Origin of the sequence: Burkholderia sp. lig30, from assembly GCF_000687455.2 — a bacterium.
Lineage (GTDB): Bacteria > Pseudomonadota > Gammaproteobacteria > Burkholderiales > Burkholderiaceae > Burkholderia.
This window is the reverse complement of the sequence record NZ_JGVW01000085.1, coordinates 62,244-78,863: the sequence shown is the minus strand read 5'-3', so window position 1 is coordinate 78,863 and position 16,620 is coordinate 62,244. Positions and strand designations below refer to the sequence as shown.

Annotated in this window: 15 protein-coding genes and 1 tRNA gene; 5 read left to right on the top strand and 11 right to left on the bottom strand. The window is 64.7% G+C overall.

The features are described 5' to 3' along the window. Window positions 1-226 precede the first annotated feature (226 nt). The 3 genes from glnA (at window position 227) to ntrC (ending at window position 4,525) form a co-directional block, all read left to right on the top strand. Window positions 227-1,642 carry a type I glutamate--ammonia ligase gene (gene glnA / locus LIG30_RS15755; protein ID WP_038713535.1) on the top strand — a complete coding sequence of 472 codons (1,416 nt, stop codon included), beginning with the start codon at window positions 227-229 and terminating at the stop codon, window positions 1,640-1,642. 165 nt (window positions 1,643-1,807) lie between these two features. Then, window positions 1,808-2,950, top strand: coding sequence for a nitrogen regulation protein NR(II) (gene glnL, locus LIG30_RS15750; RefSeq protein WP_038713534.1), 1,143 nt, complete (start codon window positions 1,808-1,810; stop codon window positions 2,948-2,950). Window positions 2,951-2,989: 39 nt separating this feature from the next. Continuing rightward, window positions 2,990-4,525, top strand: a complete 1,536-nt coding sequence (gene ntrC / locus LIG30_RS15745; protein ID WP_038713533.1) for a nitrogen regulation protein NR(I) — start codon at window positions 2,990-2,992, stop codon at window positions 4,523-4,525. A gap of 74 nt (window positions 4,526-4,599) precedes the next feature. Here ntrC and xth read toward each other — a convergent pair whose 3' ends face one another. From xth to kdgD, 6 genes are all read right to left on the bottom strand, one after another. Further along, window positions 4,600-5,388, bottom strand: coding sequence for an exodeoxyribonuclease III (gene xth / locus LIG30_RS15740; protein WP_038713532.1), 789 nt, complete (start codon window positions 5,386-5,388; stop codon window positions 4,600-4,602). 409 nt (window positions 5,389-5,797) lie between these two features. Next, the gene (gene garD / locus LIG30_RS15735; RefSeq protein WP_038713531.1) at window positions 5,798-7,372 is read right to left on the bottom strand and encodes a galactarate dehydratase; all 1,575 of its coding nucleotides are present in this window, start codon (window positions 7,370-7,372) and stop codon (window positions 5,798-5,800) included. 4 nt (window positions 7,373-7,376) lie between these two features. Then, entirely contained in the window at window positions 7,377-8,711 is a 1,335-nt protein-coding gene (gene gudD, locus LIG30_RS15730) for a glucarate dehydratase (protein WP_038713530.1), read from the bottom strand. Between the two features lie 15 nt (window positions 8,712-8,726). After that, complete coding sequence (locus LIG30_RS15725; RefSeq protein WP_051995041.1) at window positions 8,727-10,076, bottom strand: MFS transporter; 1,350 nt, start codon at window positions 10,074-10,076, stop codon at window positions 8,727-8,729. A 106-nt stretch (window positions 10,077-10,182) separates the two neighbouring features. Then, window positions 10,183-11,772, bottom strand: a complete 1,590-nt coding sequence (locus LIG30_RS15720) for an aldehyde dehydrogenase (NADP(+)) (protein ID WP_038713529.1) — start codon at window positions 11,770-11,772, stop codon at window positions 10,183-10,185. A gap of 9 nt (window positions 11,773-11,781) precedes the next feature. Continuing rightward, on the bottom strand, window positions 11,782-12,696 hold the full coding sequence (gene kdgD / locus LIG30_RS15715; RefSeq protein ID WP_038713528.1) for a 5-dehydro-4-deoxyglucarate dehydratase: 915 nt from the start codon (window positions 12,694-12,696) through the stop codon (window positions 11,782-11,784). Window positions 12,697-12,798: 102 nt separating this feature from the next. Between kdgD and LIG30_RS15710 the strand changes: the two genes are divergently transcribed. Together LIG30_RS15710 and LIG30_RS15705 are read left to right on the top strand one after the other, a co-directional pair. After that, window positions 12,799-13,683: a LysR substrate-binding domain-containing protein gene (locus LIG30_RS15710; protein ID WP_038713527.1), complete on the top strand. Its 885-nt coding sequence runs from the start codon at window positions 12,799-12,801 to the stop codon at window positions 13,681-13,683. A 157-nt stretch (window positions 13,684-13,840) separates the two neighbouring features. Further along, window positions 13,841-13,917 (top strand) — tRNA-Met (locus tag LIG30_RS15705). Window positions 13,918-14,011: 94 nt separating this feature from the next. On the opposite strand, the gene LIG30_RS15700 is transcribed toward LIG30_RS15705, so the two are convergent. The 5 genes from LIG30_RS15700 to LIG30_RS26815 all read right to left on the bottom strand — a co-directional run bounded on the left by LIG30_RS15700 (window position 14,012) and on the right by LIG30_RS26815 (window position 16,554). After that, window positions 14,012-14,704 (bottom strand): aspartate/glutamate racemase family protein, encoded by a 693-nt coding sequence (locus tag LIG30_RS15700; RefSeq protein WP_038713526.1) that lies wholly within the window; start codon window positions 14,702-14,704, stop codon window positions 14,012-14,014. A gap of 254 nt (window positions 14,705-14,958) precedes the next feature. Further along, window positions 14,959-15,213 (bottom strand): hypothetical protein, encoded by a 255-nt coding sequence (locus tag LIG30_RS26410; RefSeq protein ID WP_152986109.1) that lies wholly within the window; start codon window positions 15,211-15,213, stop codon window positions 14,959-14,961. Then, complete coding sequence (locus tag LIG30_RS25400; protein WP_083494057.1) at window positions 15,210-15,797, bottom strand: type VI secretion system amidase effector protein Tae4; 588 nt, start codon at window positions 15,795-15,797, stop codon at window positions 15,210-15,212. The genes LIG30_RS26410 and LIG30_RS25400 overlap by 4 nt, the downstream gene beginning before the upstream one ends. Then, entirely contained in the window at window positions 15,773-16,390 is a 618-nt protein-coding gene (locus LIG30_RS27280) for a hypothetical protein (protein ID WP_235510314.1), read from the bottom strand. Before LIG30_RS27280 ends, LIG30_RS25400 begins: the two co-directional genes overlap by 25 nt. Continuing rightward, window positions 16,387-16,554: a hypothetical protein gene (locus LIG30_RS26815; protein ID WP_160326703.1), complete on the bottom strand. Its 168-nt coding sequence runs from the start codon at window positions 16,552-16,554 to the stop codon at window positions 16,387-16,389. Before LIG30_RS26815 ends, LIG30_RS27280 begins: the two co-directional genes overlap by 4 nt. Window positions 16,555-16,620: the final 66 nt, after the last annotated feature.

Sequence of the window (16,620 nt, the reverse complement as noted above, 5' to 3'; positions counted from 1 at the left end):
TGTTTCCGTCCGCTTGCTGCGCGGCAAGCCCCGAAATCGCGCGTCGAAGCCCCGTCCCGGCGAGGCTGCGCGCGATTCGCGCCGATCTGGCGCATGAGTGGCACGGAAGCTGCTTTATAGATGTCGGTCGTTTCGGCGCGCGCTGCCTGTGTGCGGCGCCCCCGAGCAGCTCGATAAACGAGGCGGGTCCCAGTCCGCCGGTATTGTTCAATCAGGAGAAGAGGTTATGAGTAAAACCGTCGCTGACGTCATGCAGCTCGTGAAGGACGAGGACGTCAAGTTTGTCGATTTCCGCTTCACCGATACGCGCGGCAAGGAGCAGCACGTGTCGGTGCCGGTGTCGGCGTTTGACGAAGACAAGTTCGAGAACGGCCATGCGTTCGACGGCTCGTCGATCGCGGGCTGGAAGGGCATCGAAGCGTCGGACATGCTGCTCGTTCCGGATCCGAACGCCGCGTTCATCGACCCGTTCTACGAAGAGTCGACGCTGGTGCTGACCTGCGACGTGGTCGAGCCGGCCGACGGCAAGGGCTATGAGCGCGATCCGCGCTCGCTCGCGAAGCGCGCCGAAGCGTACCTGAAGAGCACGGGCCTGGGCGACACCGCCTACTTCGGTCCGGAGCCGGAATTCTTCATTTTCGACTCGGTGCAGTGGAATACCGACATGTCGGGCTGCTTCGTGAAGATCAACTCGGAAGAAGCGCCGTGGTCGTCGGGCAAGGAATTCGAAGGCGGCAACACGGGCCACCGTCCGGGCACGAAGGGCGGCTACTTCCCGGTCGCGCCGGTCGACACGTTCCAGGACATGCGTTCGGAAATGTGCCTGCTGCTCGAACAGCTCGGCATTCCGGTCGAAGTGCACCACCACGAAGTGGCGGGCCAGGGCCAGAACGAAATCGGCACGAAGTTCTCGACGCTCGTCGAGCGCGCCGACTGGACGCAATGGTCGAAGTACATCATCCACAACGTCGCGCACTCGTACGGCAAGACGGCAACGTTCATGCCGAAGCCGGTCGTCGGCGACAACGGTTCGGGCATGCACGTTCACCAGTCGATCTGGAAGGACGGCCAGAACCTGTTCGCGGGTAACGGCTACGCCGGCCTGTCGGAATTCGCGCTGTTCTACATCGGCGGCATCATCAAGCATGCTCGCGCGCTGAACGCGATCACGAACCCGACGACGAACTCGTACAAGCGTCTCGTCCCGCACTTCGAGGCACCGGTCAAGCTGGCCTACTCGGCACGCAACCGCTCGGCATCGATCCGTATTCCGCACGTGTCGAACCCGAAGGGCCGCCGTATCGAAACGCGCTTCCCGGACCCGATGGCGAACCCGTACCTGTGCTTCTCGGCGCTGATGATGGCCGGCCTCGACGGCGTGCAGAACAAGATCCACCCGGGCGAAGCCGCCGACAAGAACCTGTACGACCTGCCGCCGGAAGAGGATGCAAAGATCCCGACCGTCTGCGCAGGCCTCGACCAGGCTCTCGAAGCGCTGGACAAGGATCGCGAGTTCCTGACCCGTGGCGGCGTGTTCACGGACGGCATGCTCGATGCGTACCTGGCGCTGAAGGAGCAGGAACTGGCGAAGTTCCGCGTGACCACGCATCCGATCGAGTTCGAGATGTACTACTCGCTGTAAGTGGCAATGGCGCTTCGACGCATCAGCGGACGAAGCGCCGCCACGCCGGCCAGCTTCCGCCGCGCAGGCCTTGGCGGAAGCAGCGGAGTCTGAAAAGGGGACGGTGCCCAGCCGTCCCTTTTTTGTTCCGTCGACTTGACAATTTTCGGGCGACACGCACGCAAGATGGTTCTGAAGAATCTGATCAAGGCGAGAACCGGGCAACCTGAACGTCCGGCGGAGGACGAAAGGCTGGCGCGATCAGGCCTGCTGTCGGGGCTGGAGGCCCTGCCGACGGTCGTGCTCGTGCTCGACCGCAAGACCCTCAAGATCGCGTTCGCGAATCCGTCTGCGGAGGCGATGCTCGACATTTCGCGGCGGCAGCTCGCGCAGCGGCCGTGGGGCGAGATCTTTCCGAACGCGAACGAGCTGGCGTCGACGATCACCGCGATCGGCGAGGAGCGCTTTCACGCGACGCATCTCGACACGGTGCTCGACCGGCCGGGCCGCGAGCCGCTGCACGTGCATGCGATCGTCGGCTTCCTCGAAAGCGCGCCGGACTTCGTGCTCGTCGAGCTGTTCGAGAACGAGCGGCAATCGCGCACCGATCGCGAGGAACGCATCCACGACCTCACCGCGGTCAACAAGCAACTGATCCGCAATCTCGCGCACGAGATCAAGAATCCGCTCGGCGGCATCCGCGGCGCCGCGCAGTTGCTCGAATTCGAGCTCGGCGAGCGCGAACGCGGCGAGCTGCGCGAATACACCCAGGTCATCATCAAGGAATCCGACCGGCTGCAGACGCTCGTCGATCGTTTGCTCGAGCCGCATCGCCACCCGCACATCGTCGGCGACGTGAACATCCACGAAGTCTGCGAGCGCGTGCGCGCGGTGATGCTCGCCGAATTCCCGCGCGGGCTGTCGATCGAGCGCGACTACGACGTCAGCGTGCCCGACCTGCGCGGCGACAAGGAGCAATTGATCCAGGCGCTGCTCAACATCGTGCGCAATGCGGCGCAGGCGCTGCGCGAGCGGATCGCGCAGGGCGACGCGAGGATCGAGCTGCGCACGCGGATCGCGCGCAAGGTCACGATCGCGAAGCGCCTGTACAAGCTGGCACTGGATTTGCATGTGATCGACAACGGCCCCGGCATTCCCGAGGACATCCGAGACCGGATCTTCTATCCGCTCGTGTCCGGCCGGGAGGACGGCAGCGGCCTTGGCCTGACGCTCGCGCAGACCTTCGTGCAGCAGCACGACGGGATGATCGAGGTCGAAAGCCGGCCCGGACACACCGAATTTCAGATTTTGCTGCCGCTCGATCATTGAGCGGCGACACCGCGACCCACCGATACCTCTGACCGACCTATGAAGCCGATCTGGATTGTAGACGACGACCAATCGATCCGCTGGGTGCTCGAAAAGGCCCTCGCCCGCGAGAGCTTCGCGACGAAGAGTTTCGCGAACGTGCGCGACGCGCTCGGCGCGCTCGACCACGACACGCCGCAAGTGCTGGTGTCCGACATCCGGATGCCGGGCGGCTCGGGCCTCGAATTGCTGCAGGCGGTGCATGAGCGGATCCCGGCGCTGCCGGTGATCATCATGACCGCGTTCTCGGATCTGGACAGCGCCGTCGCGGCGTTCCAGGGCGGCGCGTTCGAGTATCTGGCGAAGCCGTTCGACGTCGACAAGGCGGTGGAGCTGATCCGCCGCGCGGTCGATGAGAGCCTGCGCAGCGGCGTGCCCGAGGACGATCGCGTCGCCGAGGCCCCCGAGATGCTCGGGCAGGCGCCGGCGATGCAGGACATGTTCCGCGCGATCGGCCGCCTGTCGCATTCGGCCGCGACGGTGCTGATCACCGGCGAGTCGGGCACCGGCAAGGAACTGGTCGCGCGCGCGCTGCACCGCCACAGCCCGCGTGCGAACGGCCCGTTCATCGCGCTCAACACCGCGGCGATCCCGAAGGATCTGCTGGAGTCCGAACTGTTCGGCCACGAGCGCGGCGCGTTCACCGGCGCGCAGACGACGCGCCAGGGCCGCTTCGAGCAGGCCGAGAACGGCACGCTGTTCCTCGACGAAATCGGCGACATGCCGTTCGACCTGCAGACCCGCCTGTTGCGCGTGCTGTCCGACGGCCAGTTCTATCGTGTGGGCGGCCACAATCCGCTGCGCGCGAACGTGCGCGTGATCGCGGCGACGCACCAGAACCTCGAGTCGCGCGTGCGGCAGGGGCTGTTCCGCGAGGACTTGTATCACCGCCTGAACGTGATCCGCCTGCGGCTGCCGGCGCTGCGCGAGCGCTCGGAAGACATTCCGCTGCTTACGCGCCACTTCCTGCAGAAAAGCGCGCGCGATCTCGGCGTGGAGCCGAAGCGGGTGTCCGACGAGACGCTGGCGTACCTGACCTCGCTGCCGTTTCCGGGCAACGTGCGGCAACTGGAGAACCTCGCGAACTGGCTGACCGTGATGGCGCCCGCACAGACAGTCGAGATCAAGGATCTGCCGCCCGACCTGCTGCCGTCCGGCGCGACGGCGACTGTCGTCGCGGGCGACGGGGCGGATCCGCAGGCGGTGGCGGGCATCGACGGAACGTCCGCCCAGCCTGCGGCAGGCGTGCCGGGCGGTGTGGCGGGCCTGTCCGCCAGCGTGCCGATCGCGGCCGCGCCGAACGGTGGCGCGGGAGGCTTCCCGCTGTGGGAGCACGGGCTGCGCACCGAGGTTGCACGACTGTTGCGCGAGAACTCGGCCGACGTGATGGACGGACTGGCGCGCCGCTTCGAGGCGGCGGTGATCCGCGAGGCGCTGGATTTCACGCGCGGCCGCAAGGTCGAGGCGGCCGAGCGGCTCGGCATCGGCCGTAATACGATCACGCGCAAGATCCAGGAACTGCATCTGGAGTCGTGAGCGGCGGGATCGGCCGGCGCGAGCCGGGAGACCGGAGACGAACGGGGCGCTTTGGCGCCCCGTTTTTCATCGCGTCAGGCGAGCGGGAGATCGAGCTGCGCGACGACCGGCGTGTGGTCGGACGGCTGCTCCCAGGTGCGCGGCGTGCGATCGACTTCGCACGACGTGCACGCGTTCGCGAGCGGCGCGGACAGCAGGATGTGGTCGATCCGCAGCCCGGCGTTGCGGCGGAACGCGAGCATCCGGTAGTCCCACCAGGTGAAGGTCTTCTCCGGCTGCTCGAAACGGCGGAACGCGTCGACGAGGCCCAGTTCGACCAGTTGCGCGAAATGCGCGCGCTCCTGCGGCGACACGAGGTTCTGGCCTTCCCATTTGGCGGGATCGTGCACGTCGCGGTCTTCGGGCGCGATGTTGTAGTCGCCGAGCAGCGCGAGCTTCGGGTAGCGCTGCATCTCCGTGCGCAGCCACGCGTTGAGCGCATCGAGCCACTGCATCTTGTAGACGAACTTGTCGGAATCGGGCGCCTGGCCGTTCGGGAAGTACGCGGAGATGATGCGCGCGCCGGCGATCGTGACGGCGATCACGCGTTGCTGCGAATCCTCGAAGCCGGGGATGTTGCGCACGACGTCGGATTCCTCGACCGGCAGCGTGTCGCGCGCGAGAATCGCGACGCCGTTGTAGGTCTTCTGGCCTGCGAACCAGCAGCGATAGCCTGCTGCTTCGAGATCGGCGCGCGGAAATTTCTCGTCGGGGAGCTTCAGCTCCTGCAGGCACAGCACGTCGGTCTGGCTTTGCGCGAGCCAGTCGAGCACATGCTGCTTGCGGACGTTGAGCGAGTTGACGTTCCAGGTGGCAATTTTCATGAAATTCTCTCATCCTTGCTGTGCAAGGGTTTGCGGCCGATTGAACCGTCTTTTTGGGGGCTGGCTACCAGCCTGGCTACCAGCTTGGGCGTCGGCAGGAAACCGGGCGACTTGCAGGCGAGCGTCATCATATCGCGCGCGGCGACAGGGTGGAGAGACAGGGGAATGAAGTGAGGACGGCGGGGTGGCGCTCGGGAGCTGAGCGCCGAGGGGAGGCTCAGGCTGCGCTCGCGCCAGTCAGGATGGCTTGGACGCTCTCGGCGGTAAGGGGGGCGCCGACGTGGATACGCGACGCGAAGAACCGGGATGAATTCCTGATCCAGTCACGACGAACGCCCCAAAATGCGGGGCGTTCTTGTGTCAGGCTCGAGCGCCCGCCATCTCCTGCGAATCGGTTCGACAGTGTCCGTCACGTCACCGGTGCTGGATTGAAAAGCGCCAGCGCATTGTGTAGCCCAAGCTTCTCCGCACAGCTTTGCTTGCGTCCACTGGCGATGTCGAGCATCAGGCGGAAGAGCGCCCAGCCTACGTCTTCGATGGTCGCGGCGCCCGTTGCGATCGTGCCGGCGTCGAGGTCCATCAGGTCGTGCCAGCGGCGCGCCAGATCGGAGCGCGTGGCCACCTTGATGACCGGCACTTCTGCGAGGCTGTACGGCGTGCCGCGGCCCGTCGTGAACACGTGCAGATTCATCCCGGCCGCGACCTGCAAAGTGCCGCAGATGAAATCACTGGCGGGCGTGGCCGCGTAGATCAGACCTTTTTGCGTCACTTTCTCTCCTGGCGAGAGCACGCCAGAGATCGGTGCGCTGCCCGATTTGACGATCGATCCCATCGCCTTTTCGACGATGTTCGACAGGCCTCCCTTCTTGTTGCCCGGCGTGGTGTTGGCGCTACGATCCGCGCCGCCGCGTTTCAGATAGGCGTCGTACCACGCCATCTCGCGAATGATTGCCTCGGCAACGTCCGCATTGGCGGCCCGCCCGGTCAGTTGCGCGACGCCGTCGCGCACCTCGGTGACTTCGGAAAACATCACCGTCGCGCCGGCGCGCACCAGCAGATCGGCCGCGAAGCCCACTGCGGGATTCGCGGTCAGGCCGGAGAACGCGTCGCTGCCGCCACATTGAACACCGACGACGAGCGCCGATGCCGCGCACGTTTCGCGTCGGCGCGCGTTGAGCCGTTCCAGATGCCGTTCGGCCATCTGCATGATCGATGCGATCATCGACTGAAAACCGACATGGGATTCGTCCTGCAGCACGACGACGTTGCCATTCGAGCCTGCCGCGCCGTCGCCGTCGATGGCGTTCGCTGCCGCGACCGGAATCGTGCCACGCGGCATCAGGCGCTCGGGCTGCAGTTTCTCGCAACCGAGGCTCACCATCATCACCTCGCCGCCGAAGTTCGGGTTCAGCGCGATGTTGCGGACGGTGCGGATCGGCACGATCGCGTCCGGCGCATCGATCGCCACGCCGCATCCGTACGTATGCCCGAGGCTCACGACATCATCGACGTGCGGAAACTTCGGCAGCAATTCGGACTTGATGCGCGTCACCGCGTGCCGGACCACGTCGGCCACGCATTGCACGGTCGTCGTGATCGCGAGGATGTTGCGCGTGCCGACCGAGCCGTCCGCATTGCGATAGCCGTCGAACGTGTAGCCTTCGAGCGGCGGCATCGCCGGCGGCCGGATCGTCGCGATCGGCAATTCGCCGAGGTCCGGCGGGGCAGGCATGCGCATCACATGCTCGTTCACCCAGCTGCCCGCGGGCAGCCCTTCCAGCGCGTGGCCGATGACGACGCCATAGCGCACGACCGCGTCACCCTCGGCGAGATCGCGCAGCGCGACCTTGTGCCCCTGTGGCACGCGCTCGCGCAGCACGAGTCCGTCCGGAAAGGTCGCACCTTCCCCCAGACCTCCGTCGTTGACGACGATGGCCACGTTGTCGTCCGGGTGGACGCGAATGTAAAGCGGGGGCTGTTCCATGGGGTCACCGTACCAGGCACGGACGTTTGTTATCGAACCGCCAGCCGGGGATCAAATACTGCATCGCCTGCGCGTCGTCGCGGCTGCCCAGTCCGTGCTTCAGATACAGCTGGTGCGCCGCCTCCAGCGCCGCTTGATCGATCTCGATGCCGAGACCGGGCCGCTGCGGCACGGAGACCTTGCCGCCGACGATCTTCAGCGGATCGTGCGTCAACGCCTGGCCGTCCTGCCAGATCCAGTGCGTGTCGATTGCGGTGATGCGCCCGGGCGCGGCTGCCGCCACGTGCGTGAACATCGCCAGAGAGATGTCGAAATGATTGTTCGAGTGCGAACCCCACGTCAATCCCCAGTCCGCGCACATCTGCGCGACGCGCACCGAACCGCGCATGGTCCAGAAATGCGGGTCCGCCAGCGGAATGTCGACCGCGCCCAACTGGATCGCATGGCCCATCTGCCGCCAGTCGGTAGCAATCATGTTGGTCGCCGTCGGCAAGCCGGTCGCACGGCGGAATTCGGCCATCACTTCGCGCCCCGAATAGCCGTCTTCCGCGCCGCACGGATCTTCCGCATAGGCGAGTACGTCGCCCTTGCCCTTGCACAGGCGGATCGCCTCGTCGAGCTTCCACGCGCCGTTCGGATCGAGCGTGATGCGTGCGTCCGGAAAGCGCCTGGCCAGTGCCGTCACCGCGGTGATTTCGTCTTCGCCGCTCAGCACGCCACCTTTTAGCTTGAAATCCCGGAAGCCGTAGCGTTCGTATGCGGCTTCGGCCAGGCGCACGACCGCGTCAGGCGTCAACGCCGCTTCATTGCGGACACGGAACCACCCATCCGCCGCATCACACTCGCTGCGGTAGGGCAGGTCGGTCTTCGTGCGATCGCCGATGTAGAACAGGTAGCCGAGCATCTCGACCGCGTCGCGCTGCTGCCCCTCGCCGAGCAGTGCGGCGACCGGCACGTCGAGAAATTGCCCGAGCAGGTCGAGTAGCGCGGCCTCGAGCGCGGTCACTGCGTGAACCGTGATGCGGAGGTCGAACGTCTGCAGTCCGCGCCCGCCCGCATCGCGCGACTCGAATGTCGTGCGCACGCGGTTCAGCACGTCCTGCCAGTGTCCGATCGGCTGGCCGACCACGAGCGCGCCCGCGTCCTCGATCGTCTTGCGGATTCCCTCGCCGCCGGGCACTTCGCCGAGCCCGGTGTGCCCGGCGCTGTCCTCCATCAGCACGATGTTGCGCGTGAAGAACGGGGCGTGCGCGCCGCTCAGGTTGAGCAGCATGCTGTCCTGCCCGGCGACGGGCACGACGCGCACGGAAGTGACGACAGGGGTTTGATATCGAGTCATGAAAATGCTCCAGAATTACCTGAGTTCGACGCGTTTGATTTCGCCGACAACACATGCATAGCAAAGAATCGCGCCGATCGCGTTCGCGCCGATGAACAGCAGCGCCCCGGCGAACGAGCCGGTTCCCTGCACGATGTAACCGATGATGATCGGCGTCGTGATGCCTGCCGCGTTGCCGAACGTGTTGAACAGGCCACCGCTCAGGCCGGCGATCTGCTTCGGCGACGTATCCGACACCACGGCCCAGCCGAGCGCACCAATCCCCTTGCCAAAGAACGCGAGCGCCATGATGCCGATCACCAGCATCGGCGAATCCACGTAGTTGCACGCAATCATCGCGGTGGACAGCAGCATGCCGGCGATGATCGGCGTCTTGCGCGCGACGGTCAGCGAATAGCCGCGCCGGATCATCGCGTCCGACCACATGCCGCCCAGAATGCCGCCGAGAAAGCCGGCGATCGCGGGCATCGACACCATGAAGCCGGCCTTCAGGATCGTCATGCCGCGCTCCTGCACGAGGTACACGGGGAACCAGCTGAGAAAGAAATACGTGAGCGTGGTGATGCAGTACTGCCCGATATAGATGCCGAGCAGCATCCGGTTGCGCAGCAACTGCGGCAGATAGCGCATCGTGCCGGTCCGTTCGGCCTGGGCATCGGCGCTCGGTGCGGTGCGGTCGATCAGCGCGCCGCCGCGCTCCAGATGGTCGAATTCAGCGGCGTTCACGCGCGGATGGTTGCGCGGGTCGCGCACGATCTTCAGCCATGCAAATGAAAGTGCGATGCCACCGGCACCCATGACGTAGAACACCCAGTGCCAGCCGAAATCGTGCGCGATCCATCCCATCAGCGGAGCGAACAGCACGGTTGCGAAATACTGTGCGGAGTTGAACACGGCGGAAGCCATGCCGCGCTCGGCGGTAGGAAACCACGTCGCGACGATGCGGCTGTTGCCCGGAAACGAAGGCGATTCGGCGAGGCCCACCGCGAGCCGAAGTGCGAAGAGCACGGCGACGGCCGTGCCGCCCGCGAAAAAGCCGACCGAGCCCTGCAGCAACGTGAAGAACGACCATAGTCCGATACTGAACCCATAGACGATGCGCGCTCGGAAACGGTCGAGCAGCCAGCCGCCCGGGATCTGTGCGGCGACGTACGACCATGCGAACGCCGAGAACATGTAGCCGAGCGATACCGCGTTGATATGCAGTTCCTTCTGGATCGCGGAGCCCGTGATCGACAGCGTCGCGCGGTCCGCATAGTTCAGCGTGGTGACGAGGAACAGCATCGCCAGAATCGAGTAACGGACCCGGCTGCGCCGCTGCGTTTCGATTGCGGCGCCTCCAGTCGCGCTAGGTGCAGCTCTCATGATCTTGTCTCCTGTGAGATTGCTTTGGTGGGGCCGGTCGATGTGCCGGCCTCCACGTCAGGCGGCGGGAGTTGTCCGCGCCGCCTCGTGCGCGTTGCCGCGCGTATTACGTCGTCTGCCAGGTACCATCGATCAGCCTGCGCAGGCCGAGCGGATTGGCGCGCTGAAGTTCGGCGGGTAACAGCGCATCCGGCAGATCCTGATAGCAGACCGGCCGCTGGAAGCGCTCGATCGCCGCCGTGCCGACCGAGGTCATGCGAGTATCCGTCGTTGCCGGCCATGGGCCGCCGTGCACCATCGCATCCGCTACCTCGACGCCGGTCGGCCAGCCGTTCGCGAGAATGCGGCCGGCCTTGCGTTCCAGCACCGGCAGCATGCGGCGCGCGAGCGGCAGGTCGGCGTCGGCGTATTGCAGCGTCGCGGTCAGCTGGCCGTCCAGCGCTTCTGCCACCTGCAGCAGCTCGTGCTGATCGCGGCAGCGCACGAGCAGCGCCGTGGCGCCGAACACTTCGTCGTGCAGGGCCGGATCATCCAGAAACGCGCTGGCGGAGGTCGAAAAAAATGCGGCGGAGCTTGCATTCGGGCGCGACGCATCGACTGCGCCCCGAGCGAGCGTCGTGACGTGCGTGTGCTTCGCGAACCGCTCGACGCCTTGTTCGTACGCGCGGCGAATCCCCCCGGTCAGCATCGTCTGCGGCTGCGTTGCAGCGAGCGCATGCTGCGCAGCCTCGACGAACGCGTCGAGCCCGTCGGAGTCGACCGCCAGCAGCATTCCCGGGTTCGTGCAGAACTGCCCGGCACCGAGTGTCAACGACGCGGCGAACTGCTTTCCGAGGGTGTCCGCGCGTTCAGCCAGCGCACCGGGCAACAGAAACACGGGATTGATCGCGCTGAGCTCGCCATAGACGGGAATCGGTTGCGGACGAGCCTGCGCGATACGCAGCAGCGCGAGCCCGCCTGCGCGCGAACCGGTGAAGCCTACCGCCTGGATCAGCGGATTCGCGACCAGCGCCGCGCCGATCTCGTTGCCGGTGCCCGTGAGCATCGAGAATATGCCTTCGTGCAGGCCGCATTCGGCGACCGCGCGCCGGATCGCACGTCCGACCAGCTCGGATGTGCCCGGATGCGCGGGATGCGCTTTCACGACGATCGGGCAGCCTGCCGCGAGCGCGGCAGCGGTATCGCCGCCCGCGACCGAAAACGCGAGCGGGAAATTGCTTGCGCCGAAGACCGCGACCGGCCCGAGACCGATGCGACGCATCCGCAGATCCGGGCGCGGCAGAGGCGCGCGCGCCGGCAACGCCGGATCGATGCGTGCGCCCTGCACGTCACCGCGCAGCAGGAGCGTCGCGAACAGGCGCAGCTGATTGCAGGTGCGCGCGCGTTCGCCGGTCAGGCGCGGCCGGGGCAGGCCGGTTTCCGTCATGGCGCGTTCGATCAGCACGTCGCCGATCGCTTCGATCTGCGTGGCAATCGTGTCGAGGAAGCGCGCGCGGACTTCCGGCGTGGTGTCGCGATACGCGTCGAATGCGGCCGCTGCCAGTGCGCACGCGCGTGCAACGTCGGCCGCTTCGGCCTGCACGAAAGGCGGCTCGATCGTATTGCCGGTCGCCGGATCAACGGCCCGCCACTCGCGGTTCGCGCCGTTGTTCGCTTGCTCGCCGGCGCCGATCAGCAGATCTCCTGTCACGTACATTTTTCCTCCTTACGCGATCCGGGCGACGAGGGCGGCCAGCTCGGCCAGCTCGCTTTCTGTCAGGTCGACGAGCGGCGTGCGCACCGGACCTGCGTCGCGGCCAGTGACCTTCATGCCGGCCTTCACGATCGATACGGCGTAGCCGCGCTTGCGGTTGCGCAGCTCGATGTACGGCAGCACGAAGCGGTTGAGTGCTTCATAGACTTTCGCGTGATCGCGCGCCCGTACGGCCGCGTAGAAATCCAGCGCGAACCTGGGTACGAAGTTGAAGATGGCGGACGAATACGTGGTCACGCCCATTTCGAGATACGGAAGTGCGAACGTCTCGGCGGTCGGCAGGCCGCCGATGTACGTGAAACGATTCCCGAGGCGCGAATAGATGCGCGTCATCAGTTCGATATCGCCGACGCCGTCCTTGAAGCCGACCAGGTTCGGGCAGCGGTCCGCGAGACGGGACAATTCGACGTCGTCGAGCTGCTGGTTCGCGCGGTTGTAGAGGATGACGCCCAGCTTGGTCGAGCGGCACACCGCTTCGACGTGCGCGGCGATGCCGTCGCGCGGCGCTTCGGTCAGGTAGGGCGGTAGCAGCAGGATGCCGTCGGCGTTCGCCGCTTCGGCGGCGCGGCAGTACTCGATCGCGGTGGCGGTGCCGTAGCCGGCTGGCGCGATCACCGGAATGCGGCCGCCGGTTTCCTCGACGGCGGCGCGCACCACGCGATCGACCTCGGTGGGCGTCAGCGAGAAGAACTCGCCGGTGCCCCCGGCGGCGAACAGGCCGGCTGCGTCATGGCTGAACAGCCAATTCAGGTTCGCGCGGTAGGCGTGCTCGTCGAACGAAAAATCGGATTTGAAATGGGTGACAGGAAAGGACAGCAGGCCGTTGCCGACTTGGCGGGCGAAATCGGCCGGGGTGTAGTGGGACATGGTTGGGCTCGCTCGTGATGGATCGTGATGTGAGGATTCTTGCACCCCGATCAATGCTGGTACAGAATAAAGAATGACTTCATTGATACCAATTTTGAATCGATGTTTGAGCTCAGCCAACTCCGTTGCTTTGTCGCCGTCGCCGAAGAACGCCACTTCGGACGCGCCGCGCTGCGCCTGAACATGACGCAGCCGCCGCTCAGCCGGCAGATCCGCCTGCTCGAACACCAGGTCGGTACTGAACTACTGCATCGCACCAGTCGGTCAGTCAGCTTGACGGCGGCCGGGCGCAGTTTTCTGCCCGACGCCGCGCGCCTGCTGCGCCTGGCCGAAGAGGCGAGCGCCAGCGCGCGGCGCGTGGCAGGCGGAATGGCCGGCACACTTGGCGTTGGCTATACCGCGACGGTCGGCTACGGGCTTCTGCCGTCGCTGGTGCGCGCGATTCGCGCACGCGTGCCCGGCGTGAGCCTGACGCTCAAGGAGATGGTGAGCGGCGCGCAACTGGAAGCGCTTGAGGCCGGACAGATCGATCTTGGTCTCGTGCGCCCGCCGGTCGAGCACGGCGAACTCGAAACGCGCCACTGCACTGACGAGCCGCTTGTGCTCGCGCTGCCCGAGGCGATGGTGGCAGACTGGCCGGACCAGCCCACGCTGAAGGACTGTGACGGGCAGCCGCTGCTGATGTACTCACCGTACGAGGCGCGCTATTTCCACAATCTGGTCAACAGCCTGTTCGAGGCGGCCGGCGTCGTGCCGACGGTGGTCGAATACGTGAGCCAGATCCACACGATGCTGGCGCTTGTGCGCGCGGGGCTCGGTGTTGCGCTGGTGCCTGAATCGGCGGCGAACCTGCATTTCGACGACGTCGTTTTCCGCGCCGTGGCAACGATGCCGGCGCGGCCGGTGACGCAGCTATTCGTATTCCGTCGGGACAATGACAATCCGGTACTGCAGGCGATCAAGCCATTGCTGTCAGCAGATCGCTGAAATCAAATCGCGTAACGTCTGCCATCAGGCGGTCGCCGAGCGTCGGCATCAGGTGCTTGTTGGATGGCCGTGCGCCCCGCGTATCGCGGCTGCAAGAAAGAATCGTGACAAAAGTATTGACGTGAGTGTTTAATAACCCTATACTTTCTTTCTCTGACGCGGGGTGGAGCAGTCTGGCAGCTCGTCGGGCTCATAACCCGAAGGTCGTAGGTTCAAATCCTACCCCCGCAACCAAGCACATCAGGCGGTGTGCAGCGCAAGTGACCGATGCGCGCTTCGCCAAAAAGAACCCGGCTCCATGCCGGGTTTTTTGTTTTCTGCGTGCGCTTCAACGCGCCGCCCATTCGACTGCAGCCTGCGCATGGAGCGCCGTCGTGTCGAACACCGGCAGCGGCGAGTCCTGCGTACCGATCAGCAGCGTAATCTCGGTGCAGCCGAGTATCACCGCCTGCGCGCCGCGATGCGCGAGCCCTTCGATGATCCGTACATACGCCGCACGCGACGCCGGTTCGATCACGCCGTGGCACAGCTCGTCGTAGATGATCCGGTGCACCTCGCCGCGTTCGTGCTCATCCGGCACCAGCACGTCGAGCCCGAATTTCTCGCGCAGCCGTTCCGCGTAGAACGGCAGTTCCATCGTGTAGCGCGTGCCGAGCAGGGCGACGCGCGCGACGCCCGCTGTCCGCAACGCTTCGCCGGTCGGATCGGCGATATGCAGGAAGGGCAGTGCGACCGCGTGCTCGATCGCGTCGTGCACGCGGTGCATCGTGTTGGTCGTGAGGACGATCAGGTCCGCGCCGGCCGCTTCGAGCTGGCGGGCGGCGGTGGCCATGTGCGCACCGAGCGCCGGCCAATCGTGCGCGCGCTGCAGCGCTTCGATTTCCGCGAAATCCACCGTCACCATCACGCTCTTCGCGTTGTGATGTCCGCCGTGCAGCGCTTTCGAGTGCCGGTTCAGCATCCGATAGTATTCCGCCGACGACTCCCAGCTCATCCCGCCGATCAGTCCGATCGTCTTCATTTGCGTGGCTCCCGTTGCATTCATTGCGGCGAGTATAGGGGCCGGTGCGCACGCGCGGCGGTACGGTCTGTGCGCAACGGGCCAGTACGGCACGGCCACGCAGGGCGGCACGGCGCAGTTGGGCGGATGCAAGCCGTGCCCCGAGTCGCGCTACGGCAGTTTTACCGACCTCCGATTCGATATTTTCAGATTCGACAAGAATTAACCGCGGATCAAGTCAGGGGGGGCGCGAAGAAGGTCTGAAACGGGATGCGTTAGCCATGCTGCCCGTTTTTTTCTACCCGGTTTCGGGCCGATACGTAACCACGCCAGCCGCCGACTGTCGATGCGGTAACCATAGCGATGAACCAACCGGCAAAAAACAGATTGGCTGCTTGTGGATTTGTGTCAAACAGGCTTCCTTTCCCGTGAAGAATGAAGACGCCGAAAAGATACAGGCCGAACCAGAAAAAAAACGTAATTATGATGGCGCCAGCGATGGCGCCAACGGCAGCTCGTAAAAATTTCATTTTATTTGGAAAAATAAAACGGTTTTTGAATTTCTAAAATCCGACCAAAAACCCGGGATAACGATATTCCAGCGTGTTCGGAGTCCGCTGCCGAACCCGGTGAGTTTTTCGCCATTCCATAAGTCAATGTGTCCGCCGCTGGCATTCCCTTCTGCTTCCCCTTCGCGGGCCCAGTAGCCATCAAACATAATGATGCCAGTTCGACCTTTAACTTTATCTCGCCAATCTTGCCCTGTAATGTTTTCGGCTCTTCCCAAACCCGCGAGCGGTTGTAGCTTCAGCCATTCCCCAAGTTCGTTGGCACGTGTAGCGGTTGCCTTTCCGTTCATCAGGATTCGCCCGATGCTCGGCTGACCGCCGAGCGGCTTGACCACCTTCGACGAAAACGACTTCATTTCAATGCCGGCGCGATGGAAGGCGACGCTCATGCGAATTGCACACTGATTGGTATACGCCGGATCGTCATGGGGATCGCCCGACGGGTAAGCCTCCCATAACTCCTTGAACGTCACCGCCCGTAGTTGCACTACCTTGATGGAATTCGGCGTCGTATTCGTTCTTACCGTTGTCGGTCTGTTTGGCATGACATCCAGTCCTTATGTGCAAGGGCGTCCTCGCCCCAATAGATGATGTAGCTGTCGGCAGCCTCAGTGCGGACGCGCGGTAACTGACCATTACTGTCGACACGCCCGGCAAACGTGCGCCCGTCGCTCATTTCGACCAGATACGGGTAGTCCTGCGGTGCCGTGGTGCGGATACCGGCGCGCACCTGCTCGTCATAGGTGGTGGATGCATCGGCCTGCGCTTCCGACGCCGCCTCGGTCCTCGTGGTATCCGCGACCGAGATGGCTCTTTCTCCGGCCAGCGCCGCCACCTCTTGCGACGTGAAGGTCATCGTCATGCCGCGCTCGGCATAAAAGACGGGAGGCGGATTGCAGCCACAGACGTTGATGTCGCCGCTTAACGCCCACGGCTGGCCGTTTGGCCCCGTGCCGGAGCGGCGCGGCCCTTTCGGCGCGATAAACCCCTCCTGCTTGCAGGCAGTGCAATAGGTCTTCATATAGAGCGTGGCGATGTGCACCCTCGGCGGTGGATTCGAACAGGTCACGTGTTCGAGACCTTGGGTAATCACCGCGCTTCCGGCGCGGTCGCCCTTGGCGAGAAAATAGCGGATCATGCGGCCTCGCTGTCATCCTTGCAGGTGACGATATCGCCGACGCGGGCAATGACAAGTTCGATGCCGGTCAGGCGGTTGTTGGCCGTTGTCACCTGGCCGTCGCGCTTTGTGAGTGCGTCGATGGTGGAAAAAAGATCGGTCGGCGCCCTCTGCTCGTTACTCATCCGGATCTCCTCCGTTGGTAAATTGGTGAGAATTCCCACCTACCAAACTAGCGGAAACGACAAAGA